This window comes from Levilactobacillus yiduensis (genome assembly GCF_024718525.1).
GTDB classification, from domain to species: domain Bacteria; phylum Bacillota; class Bacilli; order Lactobacillales; family Lactobacillaceae; genus Levilactobacillus; species Levilactobacillus yiduensis.
Genome location: NZ_JAMXAZ010000014.1, coordinates 17,753 through 43,411 on the forward strand (window position 1 = coordinate 17,753; position 25,659 = coordinate 43,411).

Sequence of the window (25,659 nt, forward strand, 5' to 3'; positions counted from 1 at the left end):
TGATGAAAACCACAGAGACCTAGAGGAGGGTATTACACGTGAACGTGAATTACATGCTCATCCTGGAAATCATTGTGGTGGTCAACGCGGCGTTGGCCTTCGTGACGGTCTTCCGGGAAAAACGCGATATTGCGGCAACTTGGGCTTGGATGCTGGTGTTGGTACTCCTGCCCGTCGTCGGCTTCATTGCGTACGCCTTCATCGGCCGGAAACTGCCGAAGGGCCGGATGTTTCGCCTGCAGCGGCAGGTCGCCGTTCAATTAGAGGAACGGCTGAACCAGCAACGCGAAGAAATTGGCGATGAAATTATGCCGTCTGACCAAATTAGTCACTCGGTCATTAATATGGTAAATATGTTTATGGAAACCGACCACGCTTTTCTTGCGCGGAAGAACCGGGTGCGGGTCATCACGGATGGCCACGACCTGTTCCATCTGATGTTAGAAGACATCGAGCGGGCCCATTCCAGCATTCATATTGAATTTTACACCTTTTATAACGATCGGATTGGGAATGACGTCTTGGATCTCCTGATTAAAAAGGCGCGCGCTGGCGTCGAGGTCCGGGTCATCTATGATCCGTGGGGGTCGATGGGGACCTGGAAGAGTTTCTTCAAGCCTTTGATTGCTGCCGGTGGGCACGTCGAGGCCTTCCTGGGTACGCGTTCAGCCGTGATCGATTTTCGGCTGAACTTCCGTGATCACCGTAAGATTGTGACGATTGACGGGCAGATTGGTTACGTCGGTGGCTTTAATATCGGCGATCAGTACCTGGGCCGTAAGGAAAAATTCGGCTACTGGCGCGACACCCATTTACGCATCGTGGGGTCCGGGGTCTTCTCCTTGCAGGCGCGCTTCATGTTGGATTGGAACGCCACCGACCGCGACCATCCCTTCAAGGATGACCGGATCGAGCATAAATACTTCCCGCTGACCAAGGTCAAGGGCGCGACCAGCCTGCAGATCGTGTCCAGTGGGCCGGATTCCGACCTGCAACAGATCAAAATGGGCTACATGCGGCTGATTCAGACGGCCGAAAAGCGCTTGTGGATCCAGACGCCATACCTGATTCCAGATGATAGCGTCTTGGACTCCCTGCGGATCGCGGCCATGGCTGGCGTCGATGTGCGCATCATGATTCCAGACAAGCCGGATCACGCCTTCGTGTACCGGGCCACGCAGTACTACGCCCGGCAGTTGGCCGATGATGGGGTCAAGATTTACTTCTATCACAACGGGTTCATTCACGCCAAGACGATGGTCGTTGATGGCCGCATCGCCTCGGTGGGTTCAGCAAATATGGATTATCGGAGTTTCAAGTTGAATTTCGAGATCAACGCCTTTATTTACGACCCGCAAGTGGCCACGCAACTGGAGGAAATCTACGAGGCGGACATGCGCTACAGCGAGCTGATCACACCGGAAAAGTTCAAGGCGCAATCAACTTATTTGAAATTCAAACAGACGGCTTCACGGTTGTTGTCCCCAATCTTGTAGCGCCTAATCTGTGTGGCATGGGAAAATAGTGCGGGTCAGGTTTCGCACGAAGCAGATTGGTTGGTCCGGGTCACACCAGATGTTATGATGGAGCCGCTAAAGTGGTGGACGCTGGTGGCCCGGATTGAGGCCGGAATCCCGGTCGGGCGGCAGTGACGCCCTTTAGTGTCGTAAAAGTCTGAGTCGCTGGAGTCTGGGTGAAGTGCCCAGGCTTCTTTTTTAGACCAAAATACCCCAGCGAAAGCGTTGCTGGGGCAGTGGCAAATGCTTGGTTAAATGGTTCTTTGCTGAATTGGTTTGACTAGTTAGGGGTGCCAATGCAATCCATAGATGAGACCGGACAACCGCCCCCATCCACAAGTGTTATATTAACTGAGCAAGGCGGCAAACACAATGAAATGGCTTAACAATCGCGTTAAGGAACGATTGGTTAAGTCGCTTGCTCAGTAAGGGGGCAATCCGTCTTACTGAACGAGGGGGTTCTTCCTGATTTGACATGAGAAATGGGAGTGCCCTCTAAGCCGCTGGGATAGACAGACAGTAAAGTAAATGCCCCGCGGTCGACCGACTGCGGGGCATTTTAAGGACTTATTTGATTGGTGAAATCCTAGTTGTATCGCGTCACCTATTTCGTAAAATCAATGGCGAGACTCAAGAAGTAGACCACGACCCCACCAACGACCATGCTGACGAGTTCGCCCCAGCCGATGGACAGCCAGTTGGCCCAAAAAGTTGGCCAGAAGGCGGCGCTCCCCACGATGGCGATCTCCCAGGCAATCATGCACATGAAGAAGACAGCGACTACCGTGTTGACCGCCATTTGGGCGATGCGGTTGTGGACGAACTTGCTGAGCCAGTACATGACCAGCAAGGCCAGTAGCGTTTGGACGGTCCCGGTCACGATGTCCAGGAAACCAAACGGCGAGGCGATGATATTTGAGATGAAGACCCCCAAGGTGACTGCGACAATGTAGCGCTTGTTAAAGACGACTAAGTGGTTAAACATTTCCGACAGGCGGACCTGAAAGGGGCCGAAGCTCAGGGCTGACAAGACCGTTGTTAAAACAACGTAGAGTGCAGCTACCAGGGCAGCGAGGACCATACTACGGGTGTCGTCGATGCCCAGAAAACTTTTCTTAGAATTCACGAGAAATTCCTTCCTTTGCTAGTTATTCAATTTTTTGATGCATACATAAGGGTACCGCAAACCACGGGATTTGGCAAAATGTTCCATGTGAAACATTACAATCCGGTATTGTCTGGGAAGAAGCATTGACACGAAGCCGGGTGGTTGTGTAAGTTAAGACTAACTTAACTGAAATCATTTAAAAAATTGGAGGCGTCATCATGAAAATCGCACACCGCCAGTGGCCGCTGTGGGGGCTGTACACCCTAGCGTTTACGGTGATCGCGGCATTGGGTTTTGGCGTGTTTGGCCTGGCTAATCGGACCATGATTTGGTATATGGATGGTGTCACGCAGCATTATCCGCTGATTTTAGAGCTCCACCGCCTACTGGTCAAAGAAGGCCTCGGCGGTTTGGCCGGCTGGTCGTGGACGCTGGGATTAGGGGCGGACAAACTCACGACTTTGGCCTATTACGTGTTGGGCGATCCGTTTGCCTACCTGGTCGCGCTGCTGCCCACGCGTTTGCTAGAAGTTGGCTACGGTTGGGGCATCGTGTTGCGGCTGTATGCCAGTGGGCTGGCGTTCCTGGCGCTGGCTAAACGCTACAGCTTTCGGCCCAGCAGTCGGTTGTTGGGGGCGCTGACGTACGCGTTTACCGGCTACTCGCTGATGGTTGGGGTCCATCACCCGTTCTTCTTGTTGCCGATGATCTGGCTGCCACTGTTATTCGTGGGCATTGACCGGATTCTCCACGGCAAAGGGTGGGGGCTGCTGGCACTGATGACCGGGCTCACGATTCTGAGTAATTTTTACTTCGCCTACATTCTCGGCTTGGGCAGCCTGATTTATGCCGTGATCCACTACCTGCACGTGAAACAGCAGGGGACGCTGGCCATTCGGCTCCCTGTCGTGATTGGGCGCTTTCTCGCCGCGGCCGCGACCGGTATGCTGGTCTCTGGCGTTTTGCTGGTGCCTTCATTATTGATGATGCTGAAATCCACGCGGACCGGGGCCATCTTTGCCAACGGCCTGGTGACCTATCCGCTGGGCTATTACCTGACGTTGGGCAACGCCATCTTGACCACGGGGAACACGCTGAACTACTGGTCGGTGCTGGGATTGAGTGGGCTGACCTTCTTCGGGTGTGTCTACACGTTGGTTCACTGGCGGCGTCATCGCTGGTTGGCCGGTACCTTGGTCGCCATTGTGGTGGCCCTGGGCATCCCGGCGGTAGCTGCGGTCTTCAACGTCTTTTCAACGCCATCGAATCGCTGGATCTTACTGGCGGCGGTGCCGTTTGGCCTGGCGACCATGACTTTGGCCGACCAACTGGGGAAATTGACGCCCCGTGACCGTTGGTGGTTGGCTGGTAGTGCGGCCGGACTCCTCGCCGTCGTCTACCTGAGTAACGGGCTCATCTTCAGTAATGCCGCCCGGGACCTCATCACCTACGGCCTACTGCTGGCGTTAACGGCGATCCTGATGATTCAAGCGCCTCGCCGGCTCACGCTGGAACTGGTGGGTGTCGTGGTCGGGCTAAATTTGGTCAGCAACGCCTGGGGGTACTACGATCCCAACGCCGGGGTACAGGCGACCCAAGAGCTGCGCCGCGGGGATGCGACGCGCTACATCCAAGATTACTTTGACGGCGCCCAGACTGTGGCTAAGCGCGACCGCACCTTTAGCCGGGTCGACGCCACGCGGAACTTTAATTTATTTCGCACGGTCGGCAACAATATGACCATGACCCACGGCTTGAACGGGGTCATGTCGTACTTCTCCGTGCAAAATGGTTACGTGGGGCAGTTCAGTCGTGACCTGCAGAACTCTGAGTACGCGATGAACGCGCCCATTGGCCAAGGTGATAGCCGTACCACGCTGAATCAACTGCTCGGCGTCAAGACGCTGTTCGCCCGGGAAGATCAAGTGGCGACGCATCAGGCCCTCCCGTACGGCTACCATGCTGCGGGAAAGGTCTTCACGGAAAAGCCCGTGTACGCGCTATCTAACGGGGTAGGGACCCAGGTGTTACGCACCAACCTGGCCTTTCCGCTGGTCTATACGCAACCACAAGCCCTCACGACGACGGCCTGGCGGCAGCTCAGTGGGGTGGACCGTGAACGCAGTCTGACCCAAGCGGCGGTAACCCCCACGACTGTGACCGGGGTGAAGTCAGCTGGCTACCGCTCACCCAAGCGTCAGCTGGATTACACGGTAACCCCAGATGCGCTCCCCGTGATCGACAGCACCAACAAGGTCATTCAGTACCGCTTAAAGCAGGCGGTCGCGGGCCAAAAGACGGGGCTCAATGACAAACAACTAGCAACGTATGGGGCAACGATCAAGGCGCCCCAGCTGACGGTCGATAAGAACGGCCTGATCAGTCGCCGCGACGTCCAGCAATACGGTCCAATGGTGGGGCTACAGCGCCATCGTCAAGCCTTAGAAAACGTCTTGACGCAGAACCAAACCATCTTAAAACGGACCACCCAAGCTAACGCGAACGGCCTGCGTCAATTGGCTAGCGACGCGCAGGGGCAGCCCATCAGCTACACGCTGACGCTCAAGCACCCCAAGCGCGCTCAGGGCACGGAACTGTACTTGGCCTTAGACGGCATCACATCGGATCAATTGACCACTCGTGGGCAGCTGCAAGCTCAGGACAATACCAGCGTCCTAGGGGCCACGCCACGTTCGGATTTGACCAAGCTAAATGCCTGGCGGACGGCGACGCGCAATCCGGATTTGGGCGACTACTGGGTCACGGCCAAGACGCGCAATGCGGCCAAGACCTTCTCCCAATTTGGCATCGATAACCTGTCCGACTACGAGCCCAAGCAACACGTCTTGCTCAACTTGGGCTACTCGAAGCAGTTGCGTAAAACGGTAGATGTGACCTTCAACGCGACCCGGCAGATCAATTTCAAATCTGCCCGGTTGATCGCCGTACCATTTGGCAAGACCTATGATCAGCAGGTCCACCGCGTACAGCGCCGCGGCCTGCAGCACGAGCGGGTCACCAACAACCAGGTGACCGGTGACCTGACAACGGCCCAGACCAGTGTGCTGACCACGTCGATCCCGTACTCTACCGGCTGGCGCTTGACGGTCGATGGCCGGACAACACCCACGCTGGTGGTCAACGACGGCTTTGTTGGGGCTCGGCTGACCAGCGGGACCCACCGTATTCAACTGACCTATCAGACGCCCGGCCTCAAGCTCGGTTGGGTGCTGACGGCGCTCGGTAGTTTGGTATTACTGAGCGAGGTCGGTTGGCGGTATTGGCGGCGACCGTAAACCAGATAAAATGGCGACTCTCAAGACTTGAGGGCCGCCATTTTGTCTGTGGTTTGGTACACTAGAGAAGCAGTAAAACTTTTAGGGGAGTGATTACAATGTCACGGTGGTTAACGTGGCCCGTGTTCTACGAATTGACGGAGATCTACACGGCGCCACTCAATGTGATGTGGTTCATCTTGGGGGCAGCGATTGCCCAGTACTATGCGGGAACGGTGAACTGGTTAAATGTCGGGTTGTGTCTGCTGGTCGTCTTCATCTTTGATTTGGCCGTCAATGTGGCGGACAACTATTATGATTATCAACACGCCCATGACCGGGCGGGGTACGCGCAAAAGACCAATCCGGTCGGCCGACTTGCGTTGCCAGCAACCGGGGTGGCCCGGCTGGCGTGGAGCTTGTATGCGCTGGCCGCTGTGCCCGGCGTGGTCTTGGTTTTACGGACCGGTTGGCCGGTGGCGGTGTTTGGTGCCGTCGGCTATCTGATTGGTATCTTTTACACCGCGGGACCGCGACCAATCAACGCGACGCCGGTTTCAGCCATCGTGGTGGCCTTAGCGATTGCCTTTTTGATCCAGCTGACCTGTGTCTACGTGTCCATTTACGGGGAACGACCGCTGACCTGGTCGATGGTGGGCGTGACCTTCCTGTTGTGCCTGCCACTCACGCTGATCTTCTTTACACTCCAGATGGCCAATGATACGGCCGACCGGGATGAAGACATCGCCAATCACCGCTACACACTGGCGTATTACCTGGGCCAGCCTGGGTCCGTGCGGCTGATCCAAGTGGTCGTGGTGGTGGGCAGTCTGTGGCCGCTGGTGAACGTGGCACTGGGCATTGCGCCGGTTTGGACGGCGTTGGCGGTGCTGTTATTGCCCGTGATGTGGCGGGGAATGCGGCCCTTCTTTGCGGTCCAAGACAAGCACCGGACGTTCATGACGATGGTGAAAAGCGCCTCACTGTTCTTTGTGGCCTACCCGCTGTTGTTTGCGCTGGGGACCTGGTTGTGAGGGCGGGTTAACCCGGGTTATATTTGAAATCTACGCTGGGCGTTACTGAAAAATGGGATGGACGGCTGTGTTAGCCGTCCTTTTTGCTGTGGCGGTAATAGCGTCCTTGCGCAAAAAAAACGGAACAAAGACGCCAGGTTAACCCGGGTTATATTTAAATAGCGGCGTAAACCGTTCTACGCGTTCCGATGAAAAAATTCTCCCTTTGCAAGCGCACCGAAATACGGTATCGTAGGGGTATACCCATTGGTGTTGGAAATTAAGTAAACGGCTATGCCTGCAAAAGAGCCGTTACGATTACCACTGAGCATCGGCATCAATTTGGGAACAGTTAGGGGAAATAGCCCGAGTTAACCCGGGTTATAAAATGTTGGCAGTCGGTATTTCCAGGGGAGGAAATCAAGTGACAAAACATGTACGGGATTATTTACTGCAGCAGATTAGTAATGGGTTTATCTTGCTGGTCTTAGGCAACAGTGTGCCGTTGGGTCAGCCGCGGCTGAGCGCGTGGTACTATCAGTGGGGATCGTCGCTACTATTTGGGGGCTATTTACTGGCGGTGTTGGCGCTACTGGTCGTGGGTCTTTGGCGACCGCGGCCAGATGCCCGCGACTTTACCTGGTCGCAGACGGCCCACTGGCTGTACCTGGCCAATGAACCGCAGGGTGACTTTCGCCAGCTGAACTGGACGAAGGGTTTTTGGTGTGGCGCTGCCCTCTTTAATTTGGTGATAACACAGTTTGGCTCGGCACTGGGCTGGTCGGCCAACCTGCAGCTCTCCGTGAAACTTACGGTGGCTATCGTGGTTTTCGGCTTCGTGTTGGGAACGATTGGCCTTTGGGCGGTGCGCTGGTGGCGCCATTACACACGAGTACGGGGAGGTCAGGCATGACAAAACAACAACGTGATTACTGGCAATTGTTTTTTGGCGATATTTTCCAGATCCTCATCACGGGACAACTGGCCTTGTCACTATTAGACTGGGACCAGCTTTGGCCGTGGCGCGTGACTGTCTTGGGAATCCTATTCATCATACTAGCCGGTCTGATTGGCAGTAACGCCTGGTATCACTACCGCGGCAGCGGCCACAGTCAGCCGGTAGATACGACGACGCATTGGCTATATTTGCTAAATGAACACGACGCCAATCCTACCCGTAACTGGTGGACCTGGTCGCGGGGCGTGATCTTGGGGTTAGTCCTCTTGATGGCGGGCGTCAGTCTGCTGGATGGTGTGTTGACCCTGCCGCCCACGGCCCTGTTATTTCTCGGGCTGGACAGTCTGGTCTGCGTGGTGGGTATTTTGGGGTTTAATATTTTACGCTGGTTGATTCGTTACCAGCATTAAGTAAGGGGAGAGAAACGTATGCGTAAACGCGGGTGGCTACTACTCATAGGATTGGTGGGAAACTTGGCCACTGGCTATACGGCGCTGACCTTAGCGGGACCGTGGTGGCTGCGCTTCACCCATCTGGGGGTCTTCTTAGTCCTCTTTAATGCGAGTCTGATTTTTTGGTCCCAGCATACTCATGAATTGCGGCATGGGAATATTCGGCCCGGTATAGAGTTAGGTGGCATCATTCTGCTAGATCTACTCTACTTATTCATGGGGACCAGTTCCACAATGCACGGGTGGTCGGTCTACTTGTGGCAGGTGGCCAATGGTGTAAATTACGTGACGCTGGCTTTTGCCGTCCTGACGATCGGTTACTGGCTAGCGGCCCGTTGGCGTAAGCATCGGCGGACCAACTAAAGGGGGCCTGGGACAAAAGTCTCGGGCCCTTTGTGTCTCCGAATATCTGGTGTTGAAACCTGGGCCAAAAGGCAGCTGGTTCCGCTTAAAGCTGGTAAGCAAACAATCCAAGCCCGGGATTATTCGCTTACCAGCCTTAATGCTCGCCAGCTAACCGCCTTTTGGCCCACTCTCTTTTAGCTAGCGGGTATAGGCTTGGGCAAAGTCGGTGGTGGCAAAGTCAGTCAGCTTCGTTGGTCCCAGGAGGGGATGATGTGCGCGATAATCAGCGTAGAAGTCGTGGTCACGCTCAAAGGCTGTCATCTTGATGTACTGACGGGCAAAGGTTGCGGGCGCACCGCTAGCCAAAAGATTTTGCAACATGGCCTCGTCGCTGATCTGTACGGCTTTCAAGTCGGGGAGATGACATGCGGTGGCGAGGATAGTGGCGACGTCGCTGTAGCTTTGTTCATCGCTAGCGATATATTGACTCGTGATGCCAGGCTGGGGCGCAACCAAGGCTTGGGCCGCAATGGGTGCGATGTCAGCCGGTGCGACCCATGAGTTCTTCTTGGTCAGACTACTGTTGGTATAGATGGTGTGATCCCGTTTAATGCTGGGTAAACTGCTGAACAAGTTGTAAAACATAGCGGTAGGTCGGAGGAAAGTTAAACTGATGCCAGGGAGGTCGTGCGTCAGCTGATGTTCGATCACGTTGTAGATGTGTAGTGCCCCGACTTCGGGCCCTAGGTTGGCCCCAACACTACTCAGATTGACCACCCGTTTGACACCGGCAGCTTTGACGGCAGTGGCATAAGTGATGGCCTGTTGCCGACCGGCTTCAAAGAGGTCAGCATCACCTTGAGCGGCCGTGATCATTAGGTAAACAGCATCGGCCCTAGCGAATGCCTGAGCCAGAAAGTGCGCATCGGCAATACTGCCGATTGCTGGGGTGGCGCCTAGCGCAGTGATTTCAGCGGCACGGTCGGAACTGTGACTGATGATGGTGACGTCGTGTCCAGCAGCCAGTAGCTGTTGGGCGAGGGGCCGACTGATGTGGCCAAGGGAACCAGTTAGGGTGAATTTCATTGAGAAGACTTCTTTCTTAAAATATAGGTCTATCTTTTAACTTGGCCCCATTATAAGAGATAGATTTATCTTTTGTCAACTGGTAAACTAAAGAAAATGCTAAAAGTGAGGGCTTACCAATGAAGCTTAAAGATGAAGAGAAGCATAGCCGCCTGATTCAAGCAGGAATCACGGTCTTGGCACAGGGGGGACTCGCTAATTTTTCCACGACCAAGGTAGCTAAATTGGCGGGAATTCCGCAGTCTAACGTCTATATTTATTTTGCCAACAAACAGGGATTACTTGAGGCCATCTATCAAGACACTGTCCATCAGCAGAGTGTGGCCGTCGTGACAGCGTTAGATGCAACGACGTCAGTGGTGACGCAGCTGGCGGCTAGTATCACCGCGCTGTACCACTTTGCCCGCAATCATCCGGAAACGGTGGCGGCACTGCAAGTCTTACTCGATGATCCGGAGCTAAAGCACCAGTTACGATTGAAAGCCGACGACCAGGCCAATCAGCAGATCCAACAGCTGTTGCAAACGGGAGTCGCGCAGCAAGTTTTGCGCAATGCTGATCTGAACCTGAGCCGCTATTTTTTGGCGCGACCAGTCTTTCATTTAGCGGCCGGGGTCCAGTCGGGGCTTTACGCCGATACCCCGCAGAACTTGACGGATTTGACCACCATGATCATGGGGGCTGTCTTGCGACCGGCAGCTTACCAGTCGTGGTTGGCGGACCGTTGATCAGAAAAAACGGGTCTGGGACAAAAGTCTCAGGCCCTTTGTGTCTCCGAATATCTGGTGTTGAAACCTGGGCCAAAAGGCAACTGGTTCCGCTTAAAACTGATAAGCAAACAATCCCAACCCGGGATTATTCGCTTACCAGCCTTAATGCTCGCCAGCTAACCGCCTTTTGTCCCACTCTCGTTTTAGTCGGTCAGGAGTTGTGCAATTTGGGCGTAGCGACTGGTCCAATCCAGGGTCCACTGCTGCGTCGTTGGTGTATGCAGTAGGCAATCTAGCAAAGGCTGTTTGGCCGGGGTGTCCAGGAATAGATAGGCCTGTGGGACACTGAAACCGGGAAAGGTCTGTTGCAGCCAATGACGGTCCAGTGATTGTAAGGAAATGGCCGTCTTGATGGGAATGATGACGCCCGTGTTACGGGGTTGAAAGTAGTCAAAAATTTCCGAATAAGTATCACCCTGAAGGCGTTGGCCTAGCTGCGCCAGGTGGTCGGCATCCGCGGCGATGGGCGTGTCGCAGTCGAGAAATAGGGCGATGCCGCCGTGCGGGCCGGTCGTACAGACGAAGGCTTGAAAGGCCGCCTTAAAGAAACGCCGGCGGTACTCGATAATCTTTGTTTGGTTTACGATAGCAGCCACATTTTCCGGGTGGAGGGACATTAATAGCGTCCGCTTGAGTGGGTCGTAATGGGTCATGGGCAGGGCTCCTTTAAGGCTCAGCATAGCACAAAAAATCCCGTCGTTCAGGCAGTTAGCCCAACGGCGGGATTTCAGTTAATGAAGCTTAATCAGCGTTTAAGATCCACAGGAACAAGACGAAGACGACGGCTAACCCGTACATCATGGCGCCGACTTCCTTACCGCGCTTGGCCGCAATCATGGTCAGCGGGTAGGTGATGAAGCCCAAGGCGATACCGTCAGAAATACTGTAGGTCAACGGCATGCCCAAGACGATCAGGAAAGCTGGGGCAGCCACTTCGAATTTTTCCCAGTGAATGTTCTTTAGGGATTGGGCCATCAGCACACCCACGATAATCAGGGCTGGGGCAGTGACTTGGTTGGTCACGACCGCGAGCAGTGGGGAGAAGAAGGCCCCAAAGATGAAGAGAATCCCAGTAACAATGGCAGTGAAACCGCTCCGACCACCGACTGCGATACCGGCAGAGGATTCGACGAAGGCCCCCATCGGCGACGTCCCTAACAGCGAACCGACGACCATAGTGCTGGAATCGGCCATCAGAGCCTTACCGATCCGTGGCAGCTTGTTGTTCTTGACCAGACCGGCTTGTTCGGCCAGGCCAACTAAGGTCCCGGTGGTATCAAAGAAGGTGACCAGCAAGAAGGTCAAGACGACGACCACCAGCTGTAAGGAGTTGATGCTAGTAACGTGGGTCAGCCCGACCATGAAGGTGGAGCTGATGCTTGGGACACCGGAGACCAATTGCTTAGGCATAGCGATCAAGCCGGTTGACAGTCCCAAAATGGAGTTGGCCACCATCCCAATGAAGATGGCCCCAGGAACGCGCGCACTCATCAGCACTAACGTCACGATTAACCCGAAGATGGTCAACCACGTGCTTCCAACTTGCAGGGAGCCGAGGGTCACGACCGTGGACTTGTCGGCGACGATCAAGCCACCTTGGCTCAACCCAATAAAGGCGATGAACAGGCCGATCCCGGCGCTAATAGCCATTTTCAAATCCCGTGGAATGGCATCGACGACCTTTTCCCGCAGCTTGAAGGCCGTCAGGATCATGAACAGGATGGAGGCCACGAAGACACCAGCCAGCGCCGTTTCCCAAGGCACCTTCATTCCGATGACTACGGAGTAAGCGAAGAAGGCGTTGATCCCCAGGCTGGCGGAGATGGCGATCGGGTAGTTGGCCAGAATCCCCATCAACATGCACCCAAAGGCTGAGGCAAAGGCGGTCGCGGTAAACACGGCCCCTTGGCTAATGCCGGAAGCCCCCAGCACTTGCGGGTTCACGAACAAGATGTACGCCATGGAAACGAAGGTCGTTAAACCGGCCAGCGTTTCTTTCTTGTAGTTTGTGCCCAATTCTTCAAAATGGAAAAAGTCAGCGATTCTTTGCATGAATGATTGCTCCTTTAAGGCAAATTTATGTAAAATCCGAACGTTTATTGCTATCGTTCGTGTTTTTATTCTTAATCAATCCTTATAGAGCTTATCACGTTCTAAAAATAAAAGCAATCACGAATTATAAATAATTTTATAATGGACTAGTTCGTGATTATCTCGAAAAATAAAAAAAGCCTGGGAAATTTCCCAGACTCAGTCATGTTTTGATGCAGGTTAATCCGGATCAGCCAGGGACTTGCCGCTGGTGATGGACTTAAAGCCAGAAAAGGCCGTGTCGATCGTTTGGTATTCCGCGTCGCTGAGCGTGACGTCCAGGGCTTGGGCGTTGGCCTCGACTTGGGCAGCGCGCTTGGCACCGGGGATGACGACGCTGACCAGTGGATCTTGCATGTACCAGGCTAAGACGGTTTGGGCGACCGTGGCGTTGTGCGCGTCCGCAATCGGCCGGATGGCGTCGATGGCCTTGAGAGCTTGGCTGTACCGTGGTTCTTGAAAATCACTGATCTGGCTGCGGATATCGTCGGCCGGGAAGGTGACGTCTTGATCGTATTTCCCAGTTAACAGGCCGGAAGCCAGCGGAAAGTATGGGACGAAACTAATTTGGTGGTCCTTGAGATATGGCATCAAATCAGCCTCGTGATCGCGGTGGAGCAGGCTGAATTCGTCTTCGACCACGTCGACATACCCGTCGGCATTGGCTTCTTTGACTTGGTCCAGACTGAAGTTGGACAGCCCAATCGCGCGAATCTTGCCTTGTTCTCGCAAGCGTTGTAAGGCGCCGACTGCTTCGGCCTTAGGTGTTTGCTTGTCGGGGAAGTGAATGTAGTAAATATCCAGGTAGTCGGTGTTGAGCCGTTTCAGGCTGGCCTCGACTTGGGCGGTCAGGAACTTGGGGTCGTTATTGATGACCTGTTCGCCGCTCGAAAAGTCCTGGGCGCCCTTGGTGGCGAGCGCAAAGCTGTGCCGGTCGAAGTCGTGCATGGCTTGGCCGACCAGTTCTTCGGAGTGACCCAGGCCGTAAACGTAGGCGGTATCGAGCAATTTGATACCGTTGTTCAGCCCGGCCTTGACCAGGTTCAAGCCGTCTTCATCTTTTAAATTGGGGAAGAGGTTGTAGCCGCCGACCGCGTTAGTCCCGAGACCGAGTGGCGTGGCCTGCACATCAGATTTACCAATCGTAACTTGTTTGTGTGTCATACATGACCCTCCTAATGAAGTTGTGAAACCGGATTCAAATACATTTCCTATTATAGCGGATTTCACCGAGCGTGAAAAATAACTTGGTCTGGTGTTAGCCAGCGCCACTTTCTGGTACACTGGAAGGCAAGGAAAAGGAGCGGTGAAAAATGACAACTTACTTAATCGTGGGGGCGAGTGCTCTCGGGCAGTCGGTCGCCCAACAACTGGCAACGCAAGCCGACGCGACGGTGCGACTCTTAAGCGCGCCTGACGAGGTGGTGGCGCCCGCATTAGCCCAACAGGTCACGGTTTTGACAGGGGACCTGACGCAAGAGGCAACTTACGGTCCGGCCCTGCAAGACCAACCCATTATTTTCTCGGCATTGAGCGGCATGGACGTGGACCTGGCGTTTGAGGCGTTATTCGATGCGCAATACCACCAGCGCCTGACGTTGACGCGGTTCGTGATGTTGAGTACGGCCGGCGTCGATCAGGAGGTCACGGGCGACTTGCATTACTCGGGCATCACCGACGTCAAGGAATACCTGAACCAGCAACGGTATGCGGCCAAATTGGTGGACGAGGCGGAATTCCCGTACACCATCTTGCGGCCGGTAACGTTGAATGACGATGCCAAACGCGACCCTCGGATCATCAAAGAGGGCGCGGCTGTACCGGCTGGGACTGTTCCACGTGAAACAGTCGCTCAGGTCGCTGTCCAGCTGATGACTGACGGTGGCGCAGATTATCAGTCGTTGGCGATCTGCTAACTGATTAAAGCTGGCAGGAAAATTAGGTGCGTACAACTACACAGTCTGAGCTGTCCGCTTTCCGTTCGCCAAATATGAGCCGGAACGCGGTGGGCGGACGGGTCGAGCCAAGAAGCGGTCTCGACGCCTCGACTTTGAGCCGAAGGACCGCGTCTCGAAGTCGCCAGATCCCTAACCGGCGTGAATCGTGCCGCTAAGGAATCTCCCACGGCTGAGCTCATATTTGGCGAACTCTCAGCTACGGGGATGATTTATCACCAGTCGGAGTGTTTCTTGGCAGCGTTGAAGGGCAGACAATGCTGCTGATAAACGCCAACCAGCAGTGAAGCTGGTGACAGAAATTATGACTATTAAATTGGGTCACACCCGACATCCACAGTTACAGCAGTGCTCGGTCACAAAATTGGCAGGAACATTGCTGAAATAGCAACGTTCAGCTACATTGGTGGGTGATTCTCCACGTAGCCGTGAGTGAGCTGAATTTGGACTCAGCCGAGGTTGAAGACCGTTCTTGGGCTTCGACCGGTCCTTCCCACAGCGTCACGGTCCACATTTGGCGAACGGTAAGGCGGCCAGCACGGACCATCTTGTTTGTGCTAACTGATTAAAGTTTGCCAAAACCTGAGGAATTCAGTCGTGGGTTGCCGAAATGTTTGTTAAAATAGAGCTAGTGGGGTGAAAGCAGTGGCAATTAATATTGATCAAGACCAATTAGAAGCGATTCGCGAGCGTATGGATGAGGCCAATCAACGCGCCCACTTCGTAATTTTTAAGTCCGTGGAACGGGCGACTGGTAAAGTCCTGCGCCTCATCACGGATATCGAAAGTTTCCGAACGATTCGCGACCAGCATCAAGACGACTCCGACATGACGATTATCCAAGACATCGTGCCCATCACGGCCACGTTAGCGCGCTGGGCAGTTGCCGAAAATATGGCGGCCCAACAACAGGGTGACAGTGCGGCGGTCTTGGCCGATCTGGAGCACTACACGAATGCGGTGTTGCAAGAAAATCATCAAACCATCAATCCGCCAGAAGACGCGACTGATTCAGACGACTAGCTTAGGTTGGTCGCCTTTTTGTTAGGCGTTGAAATGGGGCCGCCATAATCAACAGGTGATTTGACCAAGTTATACGGAAAAGATTAATGGCAAACAGCATTAAACGATACATGGAAAATGCCAGCAAAGTCACCAAATGTCGGCGACTAAGCGAACTGGTATTTTTTTGTGACATTTTCGCGTCAAGCCGCTATTGCGCACGTAAAACTGGTAAGATGGAGATACCGATAGGGGAGAAGAAATCTTTTTTGGAGGAGAGATCTCATGAAGAAGTATTGGCAATTACTTTTGGGTACGGCGCTGTTCGCATTGACCCTGGGTTGGGGGTCCGCACCAGTTGTGGCCCCAGCGAAGGCTAAAGCAACGATGAAAATGGTGACGTACGGGCAGTTGACCAACAAAAATCCACATCGACTGGCAGCTGTTCGGGAAGCGGCGCGTCAGGCGATTTTACAGACGACCAAGTCTAAGAGTAAGCGGGTGCCAGCGGTATATCAAGTGAAGTTGCCGACCCACATGACGAAGAAGGCGGGACTGGCCGAGAAGGGGCTACAGATGCCGCTACTGAAGAACAGTTTTAAGCTGTCACACGTCACGGTGCCTTACAGCGCGTTAACGGGCAAGATTGCCAATCGTTACTTACCCAAGGCTAACCGCACCCAGAAGATCAACGCCAACAAGATGGTGGCCTTGACCTTTGACGATGGACCGGATAAGACCTTGACGCCGCGCCTGCTCAAGACGCTGAAGAAGGCCCACGTGCACGCCACGTTCTTTGAGGTTGGTCAAAGTGTGAAACGCTATCCGCAGATTGCCCGGGCCGTTTTAGCAGGGGGCAACGAGTTGGCGAACCATTCCTGGAACCACCCGAACTTTGGTAGCATTGGGACCAAGAAGACGGCGCAACAGGTCTTGCGGACCAATCAAGCCATTTATCAAGCGACGAAGACCTTGCCGCAATACGTTCGGCCGCCATACGGGAGCATTACCGCTGCGGAAGGCCGCAAGCTCCAGCAGCCGATCATTCGCTGGTCGGTGGATTCACGCGATTGGGCATATTTGAATAGCAAGAAGGATATTAAAGAAGTCATGAAAGACACGCGGGGTGGCGACATCATCTTGATGCACGATGTTCACAAGCAATCCGTCGCCGCGGTACCAACGATCATCAAGCGCCTCAAGGCCAAGGGGTACAAATTGGTCACGGTCAGCGAACTGCTGAACAATCAGGCGCTGCCGGGGTTACAATACTTTGGCGCGCACGATTCGCGAGTCGTTGGCAAATAAAAAAACGATTAGTTTCACGTGGAACATTTTCCCGTGAGACTGATCGTTTTTTGCTGTAGCGATAGATTAGGCCAACAATTGCTTGACCAGTTGTTCATAAACGTGTTGGACGTGGCGGAATTCGTCGAGGTCGACGGATTCGTTCAGCGAGTGGGCGTCATACCATTTGCCCGCGCCGTAAACGATGACGGGGAAGGTGTTGGCTGACTTGGTGAACTCCGATGCGTCAGTGGCGCCATGGATGACTTGCAGGTCGATGGGGTGGCCAAATTCGGCGTCCGCGATGGCCTTAGTCGTTTTGACGAGCGGGGAATCCTGTGCGCTGATGATTGGTTTGAAGCTGTAGTCCACGTGCAAGGTCAGGTCCACGCCGTCTTCTTGGTTGAGGCGGTCGACGGTCTCGTTCAACCGCTTAATGACGGCGGCGTTGTCGAATTCCGGAATCGGCCGGATGTTGCCTTGAAGCTCGGCCTTGGCGGGGATGCTGTTAACTTGTTCGCCACCGTTGAAGACGGTCACGCTGTGGACTAGCGGCCCGAGTTCTGGACTGACCGGGGCGTCGTCAAATTCGGTAGCTTCGGCGGTCACGTATTTGATCAAATTGGTAATGGCGTTGACACCTTTTTCTGGCATCGAACTGTGGGCGCCGACCCCGCGAGAATAGACGTGATAGTTCAGTGATCCGTTGTGGGCGTAGACTAAGTTGCCGCCGGTCGGTTCGCCGATGACCATGCCAGTCAGATCGTCAGCGAGGCCTTGTTCAGTCAGCATCCGTGAGCCCATGGCCCCGTTTTCCTCGCCGACGGTCCCGATGAACCGCAACCGGCCGTTGAGCTTGACCTGAGCGTCGGCAAGGTTGATGAAGGTGATCAGCATGCCTGCCAGGCCACTCTTCATGTCTGCGGCACCACGGCCGTAAAGCGTATTGTCGGCAATATGCGCGCTAAATGGGTCGAACTGCCAATCGGCCAAATCGCCCGTGGCCACGGTGTCTAGGTGACCAGCCAGCGCGAAAACGTTATCGCTGGCGGGGTCACCGATTTCGGCTACCACGTTGCTACGGCCGGGAGCGTAAGAAATTAGTTTGGCGGCGATCCCGTGCTCCGCGAAGAGCTGCTGAATATAGGTCGCGACGGCTTCCTCGTTACCGTTGACGGAATTAATGCTGACCAAGTCCTGTAAAATCTGCACTGCTGCACTGTCTTTCATATAATACCAGCCCACTTTCTCACCATTTTTTAATATTATAATTCAGTGTAGCACGCTTTCAGAAAAATGGCCCGTAAAGTTGCTGAATATCACAAAATTTATGGCAAACATTTGTTCGCTTTTGCTGACGGATATGCTAGAATATAATCAACTAAGACGAGAACGAAAATGGAGGTTGGCTGATGAGTTTACAATTTATTTTGGGAAGCGCCGGGCAGGACCACCGGGCGCCGATGGTCGCGGCACTGGCACAACAGGTGACGGACCAGCCCACTGATCAGGGCTATTATTTGGTGCCGAACCATATCAAGTTTGAAACGGAAGTCGATGTCTTGGCGGCGTTAAAGGCCAAGATTGCGCCGGACCAACCGCTGTTTGCCCAGACGCAGGTCCAGGTCTTTTCGTTTACGCGATTGGCCTGGTTTTTCATGAAAAATGAACCGGTCTATCAGTTGCCCCGAATCTCTACGGCCGGACTCAACATGCTGATCTACCAGATTATCCAGAGCCACGCCGATGAGCTGACCATCTTCAGGGGTGAGGTTGACCGTCCCGGCTTCGTCAGCCAACTGACGACACAATTGGCCGAATTCAAGGTGGGTCAGGTCACGGCCGCCGACCTCATGAGCGCTATCGATCAACTGCCGGGCACCAACGCCGACCTGCAGGCCAAGCTGCACGACCTGATGATTATCTATGACGCATTTGAGACCCAGATGCTGGGCAAATACATTGAAAACACCGACCTGCTCAATCAGCTGGCCGATTACCTCACGCACCGCGTTGACCTGAGCCATGCGCATTTCTATCTGGAAGGTTTCTCGCAACTGAGCGCTCAGGAGCGGCAGTTGGTGGCGGTTTTGATTCAACAAGCCGCCAGCGTGACAGTGGCCTTGAACCTGGATAAGCCGTATCCGCAAGACTTGCCAGACACCACCAATCTATTCTTTCAATCAGCTAAAACCTATCATCAACTTTACACGGTGGCCCAGGCCAATCACGTCCGCGTGCTGGTGGACCAGCGGGCGAAATCAGCCCGGGTCTCTGCCGACCTACAGGCACTTGATGACTACTGGCAGGCCAGTAACACCTTGGCGCCCTTGCCTGCCCACGCAGCCGTGACGCCGACCAACATTCAGATCGTCCAAGCCGACAACCGCTACGTGGAGGTCTCGCGCGTCGCCACGCAGATTCGCCAATTGGTGGTGACGGGTAAGTACCGCTACCAAGACTTTCTCGTGCTGGCACGACATTTGGACGCCTACCAAACGGTGATCGACCCCATCTTTCAGGCACAGGCGATTCCGTACTTTGATGACGCCGACGTCCAAATGGCCGACCACCCCTTTGTTGAGTTGCTCAATGGTTTGTTTGACGTGCAGCGTAAGAACTACCGCTACGCCGACGTCTTTCGGGTCTTGAAATCAGAATTATTGTTGCCCACAGCCGCGGATGGCAAGCCGATGTCATTGACAGCCTACCGCCAAGCGCTGGCACTGACCGAGAACTTGGTCTTGAAGACTGGTTACGAGGGCCAACACCGCTGGACGCAGGAAGCGGACTGGGTCTTCAACCGCTTCGCCGCGGGGGATGGCGGAGTACAAACCACTAAGGATGCGCAAACGACGACGCAGATCAACGTGATCCGCCGTTTCGTCAAGCAAACCTTGCCGCCATTCTTTGCCCGGCTCAAGGCGGCAGCGACCTACACCGATGCCGTGGCCGTGCTCTACCAATTTCTGGCCAATGCCGGGGTGCCCGACCGCTTGATGGCCTGGCGGGACCAAGCCATTGACGCGGGGGACCTGGTCAAGGCTGGGCAACCCGAACAGACCTGGGGCACCTTCTGCCAAATTTTAGACGAGTTCCACACGATTTTGGGCGACACCCCGTTTGTCCAAGCGGATTTCCAGGCATTGCTACAGGCCGGGTTTGCGGGGGCTAAATTCAATCAGATTCCGTCGACCTTAGATCAGGTCACGATTTCTGAAAGCGGGATCGTCCAAGCCAATAACCGTAAGATTACCTTCTTGATGGGGGCCACGGCCGATGCCATGCCGGACGACCAGGTGCCAACGACATTGCTGGCGGATAACGATCGACAAGACCTGAGTGAACAGCTCCAGCAGGTCGATGAAAATAGCTATCTCCGCGACGATGCCGCAACGCAATTGGCCGGTGAGCCATATTTAAACTACCTGGCTTATTTGAGTGGTAGCGAACAGCTGATTTTCAGCTATCCAGTCACCAGCGATGCGGACCACAATGGCTTGCAGATTTCGCCGTACGTGGCGCGGATTCGCGATTATTTCCAACTGCCCACTCAAATTGCGGCGGCGACTCCTCAAGCCGAGGACGACGACATTTTACCGTTCATCGGGACGCGGCGGACCACGCTACGACATCTGGTCCAAGCCGGCCATGACAGTCAACTCCGTGAAAAGCCGCTGTCTAATGCCTGGCTGTACGTGCTACAACTGTTGCGCGCGGACCCCAATTATGGTGAGCTAACGACCAAATTACTGGGCAGTCTCAGCTACCGCAACGTGCCGACGTCACTGACGCCAGACATCGTGACCCAACTGTATGGCAATAAGATCAATACTTCCATTTCCAAGTTGGAGGAATACTATGCCAACCCGTACGCCTATTACCTGAAATACGGCCTAAAACTGCAGGAACGCGACGTCTTTGAGCTTTCACCGGCAAGTACCGGGGAGTTCTTCCACGCGACCTTAGATGGCCTGATGAAGCTGGTTAACCGCCAGCACCTTGATCTAGCCGAGATGGACGACCAGCAATTGCGCGAAATGACGGACGAGGTCATTGCCAAGATTCTCGACACAACGGCCAACCCGCAATTCGCCATTCTGGAGAGTTCCCACCGGATGACCTACATTCGCGAGCAATTGATCAAGACGATGCGGCGGATGGCGTCGACCCTGCAGGAACAGAGTAAACGCACCAAATTCCGGCCCAAGCGGACCGAGGTGCAATTTGGCCTGGGGGACGAGCAAGGCTTAGCGGCGCTGTCCTTTGACGTTGGTAAGCAACGCCAGGTCACAGTCCGCGGCCGGATCGACCGGCTGGATGCCATGCAGGTCAACGATAAGACCTACCTGGGCATCGTGGACTACAAGAGCTCCGAGCACAAGTTCAGCTACCAAGATGCCTACTACGGTCAGGCCATGCAAATGCTGACGTATCTGGATGCCGTCCAGAAGAATATGCCAGATCTTTTGGATAACGTGACGGCTAAGGATGCCGAATTGGCGGGAGCGGTGTACTTGCACCTGCAAAACCCGATTTTAAAGGCCGCCGACGTATTGGGGACGGACCTGGGGGATGCCTTGTTGAAAGCGGAGCAGTATCAGGGCCTGTTACTCGATGACCCAGACCTGTTGACCAATTTGGACACGCTGTTCGCGGACCCTGACTTCACCGGGAGTTCCTTACTCTTCCGCGGGCTGCGCAAGACCAAGAAGGGCATCAGCTCTTATGGCAAGCTGCTTGTGAATCCCGAGGAGTTGAAATTACTGCTAGCCCACACGGAACGCCTGATCAAACGCGCGGCCACGGAAATCTTTGAGGGCCACGTGGACCTGGCGCCGTTCCGGCAACAGAGTCGCACGGCCCTACAGTATTCGCCGTACAAGTCGATCATGCAGTTTGACCCCTTACTAAAGGAAAATAATTACCGGGATCTCGCGGCGTTAAAGAAAGCCGACGTCATGGCGAAAATCAAGGCAGAACAAGGACAGGAGGGCCCCGATGAGCACAAAATTTAACTATACTAAAAGCCAACACCAAGCCATTTTCCAGACGGGCAATAACCTGTTAGTCTCGGCTTCGGCCGGTTCTGGGAAGACCCGGGTGCTGGTCCAGCGGGTGATCGAGCACCTCAAGGCCGGGATGGGTATCGACCACATCTTGATCGTGACCTTTACCAAGGCGGCCGCCGCGGAAATGCGCGACCGGATTCAAACCGAGATGCGCAAGGAATTGGCTGCCAATCAAGGCAATAGTGAGCAGCAACAATTTTATCTGCGCCAATTGAACCAGTTACCGGTCGCTGACATCAGTACGCTGGATGCCTTTTGTCTGCGCATTCTGCAGCATTACTACTACGTGATCGACCAGGACCCCGTGTTCCGCTTGCTAGCGGACGAAACGGAAAACACGCTACTGCGGGATGAGGTCTGGGCCGATCTGCGCGAACAGCTCTACGCCGATGATGAATCGGGGGTGTTTGCCCGGCTGACCGAGAACTTTTCGGGGGACCGGAATGATCAGGGGCTAGCCGACTTGGTGCAACAGACCTATACGTTTGCCAACGCGACCCCGGACCCAGCGGCCTGGCTGGCGGCGTTACCACAACCGTACCAGTTGGACAGTGACCATTTGACCGGCACGACCTTTTATCAGCAGCGGGTCAAGCCATTGTTCACTGAGCAACTCCAGCAGGTCAAGGCCGACCTGACCAGCGCACAACAGCTGGCCGTGCAGGCGGATTTGACCAAACAAGAGGCGCATCTGACCCCGCTACTTGGCCAGGTACAAGAGATTCAAGATCTAGTGGATGGTGATAGTTGGAATGCGTTGCGCGCGGCGATTCAAAACTTTGCCTGGGGGAAAATGCCCTATATCCGAAAAAATAATGAAGATTATCCGGTCTATAACGAGCTGAAGAGTACCTACTACGACCCGGCCCGTAAGCAGTTGGCGGCGCTCCAGAAATCCTATCTGCTGCAGACGGAAGAACAGGTCCTGACGACTATCACCAAGTCCGGTGAACTAGTTGGGGAGTTGGCCCGGGTGGTGACGGCCTTTCGGGATGCCTATCGTCAAGAAAAACAGCGGCGTCACGTCTTGGACTTCGCCGACATTGAACACGCCGCGCTGGAGATCTTGACCAGTGACACCGACCAGTCGCGACAGGTCGCGGCACAATTGCGCGACCAGTATCAGGAAATTATGATTGATGAATACCAAGACACCAATGGTCTGCAAGAAGCCATTTTGACGGCCATCGCTCAACCAGCCCCACACGGCAACTTATTTATGGTGGGGGACGTCAAGCAGTCAATCTACCGCTTCCGGCAGGCCGACCCCACCTTGTTCATGGACAAGACGGACCGGTACGCCACGGATGGTGACGATGGCCAGCTGATCGTCCTGGCCGAGAACTTCCGGTCGATGAAAAATGTGGACGACTTTACCAATCTGATTTTTAAGCAGCTAATGGACCGAGAACTAGGCGAAATCGCCTATACTGGGTCGGCACAGCTGAAGTATGGCGCCACCTACTACGATGACCAGGCGCCGGACGTGACCAGTACGGCCGAGCTGTTGGTCTATTTGACCGAGGGCGATTCGGCTGCGGATACGGACGGTGAACCCCTTGATGCGACATTTCAGGTGGACAACAAGCATCAAGGGGAAGTGCTCCTGGTGGGGAAGAAGATTCAGGAGTTGGTGGCTACCAAGACGCCATTTTATGACCGCGACCAAAAAAAGGTTCGGCCGATCTCTTACGGCGACATTACGCTGTTGACACCAACGAGGACCAATAACCTAATCATTACGGATGAACTGCGCCGTCTGGGAATCCCTGTCGTGGTCAATGATGCGCAAAATTACTTTAAGACCACCGAGATTCAAATCATGATGGCGATGTTAAAAATTATCGATAACCCCTACCAGGATATTCCGTTGGCCGCGGTCTTGCGGTCACCCATCGTGGGCTTAAATGAAAATGAACTCGCCCAACTGCGGATCAACCAAAAGACCGGCGACTACTATCAGGCATTGTTGCACTACCAACGGACCTTTGCGGCCACGACGGCCAGTGATTTTCAGCTGAACGTCTATAACAAGCTCAGTCATTTTCTGGAACAGCTCCAGACCTTCCGCGACGTGGCTCAGCAAAACGAATTGGTTACGCTGATCTGGCGAATCTATCAGGATACCGGCTTCTTGGACTATGTCGGGGGGATGCCGGCTGGTGAACAGCGTCAGGCCAACCTTCACGCCTTGTATGAACGGGCGCAGAGCTATGAGAAGAGTAGCTTCAAAGGCCTCTTTCAGTTCGTCCGGTTCGTGGAACGACTCCAGGAACGCGAGGCCGATTTGGCCGGTGCACCGGTTCAGTCGGCTGAAGACGCCGTGTCCGTTATGACCATTCATGGCAGTAAGGGACTGGAATTTCCGGTCGTCTTCATCATGGATGCCTCGCGGGAATTCAATAAACAAGACCAGCAGGGCAATTACGTCATGAGTGGCCGACGCGGCATTGGCATTGACTACCTGGATCCGGAGAGTCGTGTCAAGACACCTAGTCTGCAAAAACTAGTCACCGCCCAAGCCATTTCTCGGGCCAGTCTTGCCGAGGAAATGCGGAAATTGTACGTGGCGTTGACCCGGGCCGAATCGCGGTTGTACATCGTGGGGTCACACAAGACGCAGGCTGAAGCAATCACGGCTTGGGAACAGGCCTACCAGAGTCCGGACTTGGTCTTGAATGCGACCTTGCGGGAGAAGAGCACGGTGGCCAATTATTTGGATTGGATCGGCATGTGCTTAGTCCGGGATGGCAAATTCCCCGACGATTTGCGCCAGGGGACGGCGACGTTCTCTGGGCTGGCTGGTGATCCCGCCAACTTTAGCGTGACCTTTGCGACGGCCAGTGAGCTGGCGCCGACAGAAAGCGTTAATGCGGCGGCCGTGGATTGGCTAAAGACCAACAGCGCGTCCGCTGCACAGGTGCCGGCAACGGCGGTCGACGGTGAACAGTTCCAACACATCATGGACTTCCATTACCCGCACCAGGCGGCGACCGTGACCACGGCGTACCAGTCCGTGTCAGAAGCCAAGCGGCTATTCGAGGACCCCGACAACGCCACGATTGGCGAATATCAAGCCAGCGCTACGGGACAAACGGGACACCGGTTCGTGACACACGACTTCGCCCGACCGGAATTTCTCCAGACCGTGCGTGAGCCCTTGCCGACCGAAATTGGGAGCGCCACGCATTTGGTCTTGCAAAAGCTGGATGTGCACGCAGCACCCACTGCGGCGAGTGTGCAGGCGGTCATTGACCAACTGGTGGCCGACCAAGTGTTAACGGCCGCAGTCGCGCAACGCATTCAACCGGCGGCCATCCTGCGCTTCTATGACAGTGAGCTGGGCCAACAAATTTTGGCGGCGCCGGATGAACTCCATCGTGAAGTGCCGTTTTCCCTGTTGATGCCGGCCCGTAGCCTGTTTCGAAACTTTAAAGAAGCCGACTCACAGGTGCTGGTCCATGGGATCGTGGACGGCTATTTGGAGACGCCCACCGGTGTGGTCCTGTTTGACTACAAGACGGACCACGTCAACGTGGCGGCTAAAGCGCAGAGTGAGGCCAAATTGCTGGACCGGTATGGCGGCCAGGTCAATTTATACGCGGCGGCTTTAAAGCAGATGACGGGCAAACCTGTAGTCGCCCAGTACCTCTACTTGTTGGCGAGTGGTGACCTGTTGGCAGTACCGGTGAAGAAAATTCAGAATTTACCAGACTAACAACAAACGA

At 54.6% G+C, this 25,659-nt stretch carries 18 protein-coding genes; 12 read left to right on the forward strand and 6 right to left on the reverse strand.

Annotation, left to right across the window (positions count from 1 at the left end):
- Positions 1-38: 38 nt before the first annotated feature.
- Positions 39-1,496, forward strand: a complete 1,458-nt coding sequence (gene cls / locus NGM66_RS08875) for a cardiolipin synthase (RefSeq protein ID WP_373418484.1) — start codon at positions 39-41, stop codon at positions 1,494-1,496.
- A gap of 625 nt (positions 1,497-2,121) precedes the next feature.
- Here the strand turns inward: cls and NGM66_RS08880 are convergent.
- A complete protein-coding gene (locus tag NGM66_RS08880; protein ID WP_208910902.1) occupies positions 2,122-2,643 on the reverse strand; it encodes a QueT transporter family protein in 522 nt (173 codons plus the stop codon).
- A gap of 200 nt (positions 2,644-2,843) precedes the next feature.
- Between NGM66_RS08880 and NGM66_RS08885 the strand changes: the two genes are divergently transcribed.
- The 5 genes from NGM66_RS08885 (at position 2,844) to NGM66_RS08905 (ending at position 8,686) form a co-directional block, all read left to right on the forward strand.
- Positions 2,844-5,921: a YfhO family protein gene (locus NGM66_RS08885; RefSeq protein WP_208910901.1), complete on the forward strand. Its 3,078-nt coding sequence runs from the start codon at positions 2,844-2,846 to the stop codon at positions 5,919-5,921.
- A gap of 98 nt (positions 5,922-6,019) precedes the next feature.
- Positions 6,020-6,934: a prenyltransferase gene (locus NGM66_RS08890; protein WP_208910900.1), complete on the forward strand. Its 915-nt coding sequence runs from the start codon at positions 6,020-6,022 to the stop codon at positions 6,932-6,934.
- Between the two features lie 403 nt (positions 6,935-7,337).
- Positions 7,338-7,826: a hypothetical protein gene (locus NGM66_RS08895; protein WP_208910899.1), complete on the forward strand. Its 489-nt coding sequence runs from the start codon at positions 7,338-7,340 to the stop codon at positions 7,824-7,826.
- Entirely contained in the window at positions 7,823-8,281 is a 459-nt protein-coding gene (locus tag NGM66_RS08900; RefSeq protein ID WP_208910898.1) for a hypothetical protein, read from the forward strand. The genes NGM66_RS08895 and NGM66_RS08900 overlap by 4 nt, the downstream gene beginning before the upstream one ends.
- Before the next feature lie 18 nt (positions 8,282-8,299).
- Entirely contained in the window at positions 8,300-8,686 is a 387-nt protein-coding gene (locus NGM66_RS08905; RefSeq protein WP_208910896.1) for a hypothetical protein, read from the forward strand.
- Positions 8,687-8,866: 180 nt separating this feature from the next.
- Here the strand turns inward: NGM66_RS08905 and NGM66_RS08910 are convergent, their stop codons facing one another.
- A complete protein-coding gene (locus tag NGM66_RS08910) occupies positions 8,867-9,754 on the reverse strand; it encodes an NAD(P)H-binding protein (protein ID WP_208910894.1) in 888 nt (295 codons plus the stop codon).
- 119 nt (positions 9,755-9,873) lie between these two features.
- Between NGM66_RS08910 and NGM66_RS08915 the strand changes: the two genes are divergently transcribed.
- Positions 9,874-10,482, forward strand: a complete 609-nt coding sequence (locus tag NGM66_RS08915) for a TetR/AcrR family transcriptional regulator (RefSeq protein WP_208910893.1) — start codon at positions 9,874-9,876, stop codon at positions 10,480-10,482.
- Positions 10,483-10,667: 185 nt separating this feature from the next.
- Here NGM66_RS08915 and NGM66_RS08920 read toward each other — a convergent pair whose 3' ends face one another.
- The 3 genes from NGM66_RS08920 to NGM66_RS08930 all read right to left on the reverse strand — a co-directional run bounded on the left by NGM66_RS08920 (position 10,668) and on the right by NGM66_RS08930 (position 13,779).
- Complete coding sequence (locus tag NGM66_RS08920) at positions 10,668-11,177, reverse strand: hypothetical protein (protein ID WP_208910892.1); 510 nt, start codon at positions 11,175-11,177, stop codon at positions 10,668-10,670.
- A gap of 88 nt (positions 11,178-11,265) precedes the next feature.
- A complete protein-coding gene (locus NGM66_RS08925) occupies positions 11,266-12,576 on the reverse strand; it encodes an NCS2 family permease (RefSeq protein ID WP_208910891.1) in 1,311 nt (436 codons plus the stop codon).
- A gap of 219 nt (positions 12,577-12,795) precedes the next feature.
- A complete protein-coding gene (locus NGM66_RS08930; RefSeq protein WP_208910890.1) occupies positions 12,796-13,779 on the reverse strand; it encodes an aldo/keto reductase in 984 nt (327 codons plus the stop codon).
- Between the two features lie 149 nt (positions 13,780-13,928).
- On the opposite strand from NGM66_RS08930, the gene NGM66_RS08935 reads away from it, so the two are divergent.
- The 3 genes from NGM66_RS08935 to NGM66_RS08945 all read left to right on the forward strand — a co-directional run bounded on the left by NGM66_RS08935 (position 13,929) and on the right by NGM66_RS08945 (position 16,880).
- Complete coding sequence (locus NGM66_RS08935) at positions 13,929-14,531, forward strand: SDR family oxidoreductase (RefSeq protein WP_208910889.1); 603 nt, start codon at positions 13,929-13,931, stop codon at positions 14,529-14,531.
- Between the two features lie 684 nt (positions 14,532-15,215).
- On the forward strand, positions 15,216-15,593 hold the full coding sequence (locus NGM66_RS08940) for a hypothetical protein (RefSeq protein ID WP_208910888.1): 378 nt from the start codon (positions 15,216-15,218) through the stop codon (positions 15,591-15,593).
- Positions 15,594-15,857: 264 nt separating this feature from the next.
- Entirely contained in the window at positions 15,858-16,880 is a 1,023-nt protein-coding gene (locus NGM66_RS08945) for a polysaccharide deacetylase family protein (RefSeq protein WP_208910885.1), read from the forward strand.
- A 66-nt stretch (positions 16,881-16,946) separates the two neighbouring features.
- On the opposite strand, the gene NGM66_RS08950 is transcribed toward NGM66_RS08945, so the two are convergent.
- The gene (locus NGM66_RS08950) at positions 16,947-18,089 is read right to left on the reverse strand and encodes an ArgE/DapE family deacylase (RefSeq protein ID WP_258115558.1); all 1,143 of its coding nucleotides are present in this window, start codon (positions 18,087-18,089) and stop codon (positions 16,947-16,949) included.
- A gap of 182 nt (positions 18,090-18,271) precedes the next feature.
- Here NGM66_RS08950 and NGM66_RS08955 point away from each other — a divergent pair, with 182 nt between their 5' ends.
- Together NGM66_RS08955 and addA are read left to right on the forward strand one after the other, a co-directional pair.
- Positions 18,272-21,877 carry a PD-(D/E)XK nuclease family protein gene (locus tag NGM66_RS08955; protein WP_258115559.1) on the forward strand — a complete coding sequence of 1,202 codons (3,606 nt, stop codon included), beginning with the start codon at positions 18,272-18,274 and terminating at the stop codon, positions 21,875-21,877.
- A complete protein-coding gene (addA, locus tag NGM66_RS08960; RefSeq protein ID WP_208910877.1) occupies positions 21,861-25,649 on the forward strand; it encodes a helicase-exonuclease AddAB subunit AddA in 3,789 nt (1,262 codons plus the stop codon). The genes NGM66_RS08955 and addA overlap by 17 nt, the downstream gene beginning before the upstream one ends.
- The last annotated feature ends 10 nt before the right edge of the window (positions 25,650-25,659 follow it).

Excerpts from the sequence above, each read along its gene's own strand:
- NGM66_RS08885 (WP_208910901.1), top strand. The coding sequence starts at position 2,844 with ATGAAAATCGCACACCGCCAGTGGCCGCTGTGGGGGCTGTACACCCTA.
- NGM66_RS08890 (WP_208910900.1), top strand. The coding sequence starts at position 6,020 with ATGTCACGGTGGTTAACGTGGCCCGTGTTCTACGAATTGACGGAGATC.
- NGM66_RS08900 (WP_208910898.1), top strand. The coding sequence starts at position 7,823 with ATGACAAAACAACAACGTGATTACTGGCAATTGTTTTTTGGCGATATT.
- NGM66_RS08905 (WP_208910896.1), top strand. The coding sequence starts at position 8,300 with ATGCGTAAACGCGGGTGGCTACTACTCATAGGATTGGTGGGAAACTTG.
- NGM66_RS08910 (WP_208910894.1), bottom strand. The coding sequence starts at position 9,754 with ATGAAATTCACCCTAACTGGTTCCCTTGGCCACATCAGTCGGCCCCTC.
- NGM66_RS08915 (WP_208910893.1), top strand. The coding sequence starts at position 9,874 with ATGAAGCTTAAAGATGAAGAGAAGCATAGCCGCCTGATTCAAGCAGGA.
- NGM66_RS08920 (WP_208910892.1), bottom strand. The coding sequence starts at position 11,177 with ATGACCCATTACGACCCACTCAAGCGGACGCTATTAATGTCCCTCCAC.
- NGM66_RS08925 (WP_208910891.1), bottom strand. The coding sequence starts at position 12,576 with ATGCAAAGAATCGCTGACTTTTTCCATTTTGAAGAATTGGGCACAAAC.
- NGM66_RS08930 (WP_208910890.1), bottom strand. The coding sequence starts at position 13,779 with ATGACACACAAACAAGTTACGATTGGTAAATCTGATGTGCAGGCCACG.
- NGM66_RS08935 (WP_208910889.1), top strand. The coding sequence starts at position 13,929 with ATGACAACTTACTTAATCGTGGGGGCGAGTGCTCTCGGGCAGTCGGTC.
- NGM66_RS08945 (WP_208910885.1), top strand. The coding sequence starts at position 15,858 with ATGAAGAAGTATTGGCAATTACTTTTGGGTACGGCGCTGTTCGCATTG.
- NGM66_RS08950 (WP_258115558.1), bottom strand. The coding sequence starts at position 18,089 with ATGAAAGACAGTGCAGCAGTGCAGATTTTACAGGACTTGGTCAGCATT.
- NGM66_RS08955 (WP_258115559.1), top strand. The coding sequence starts at position 18,272 with ATGAGTTTACAATTTATTTTGGGAAGCGCCGGGCAGGACCACCGGGCG.
- addA (WP_208910877.1), top strand. The coding sequence starts at position 21,861 with ATGAGCACAAAATTTAACTATACTAAAAGCCAACACCAAGCCATTTTC.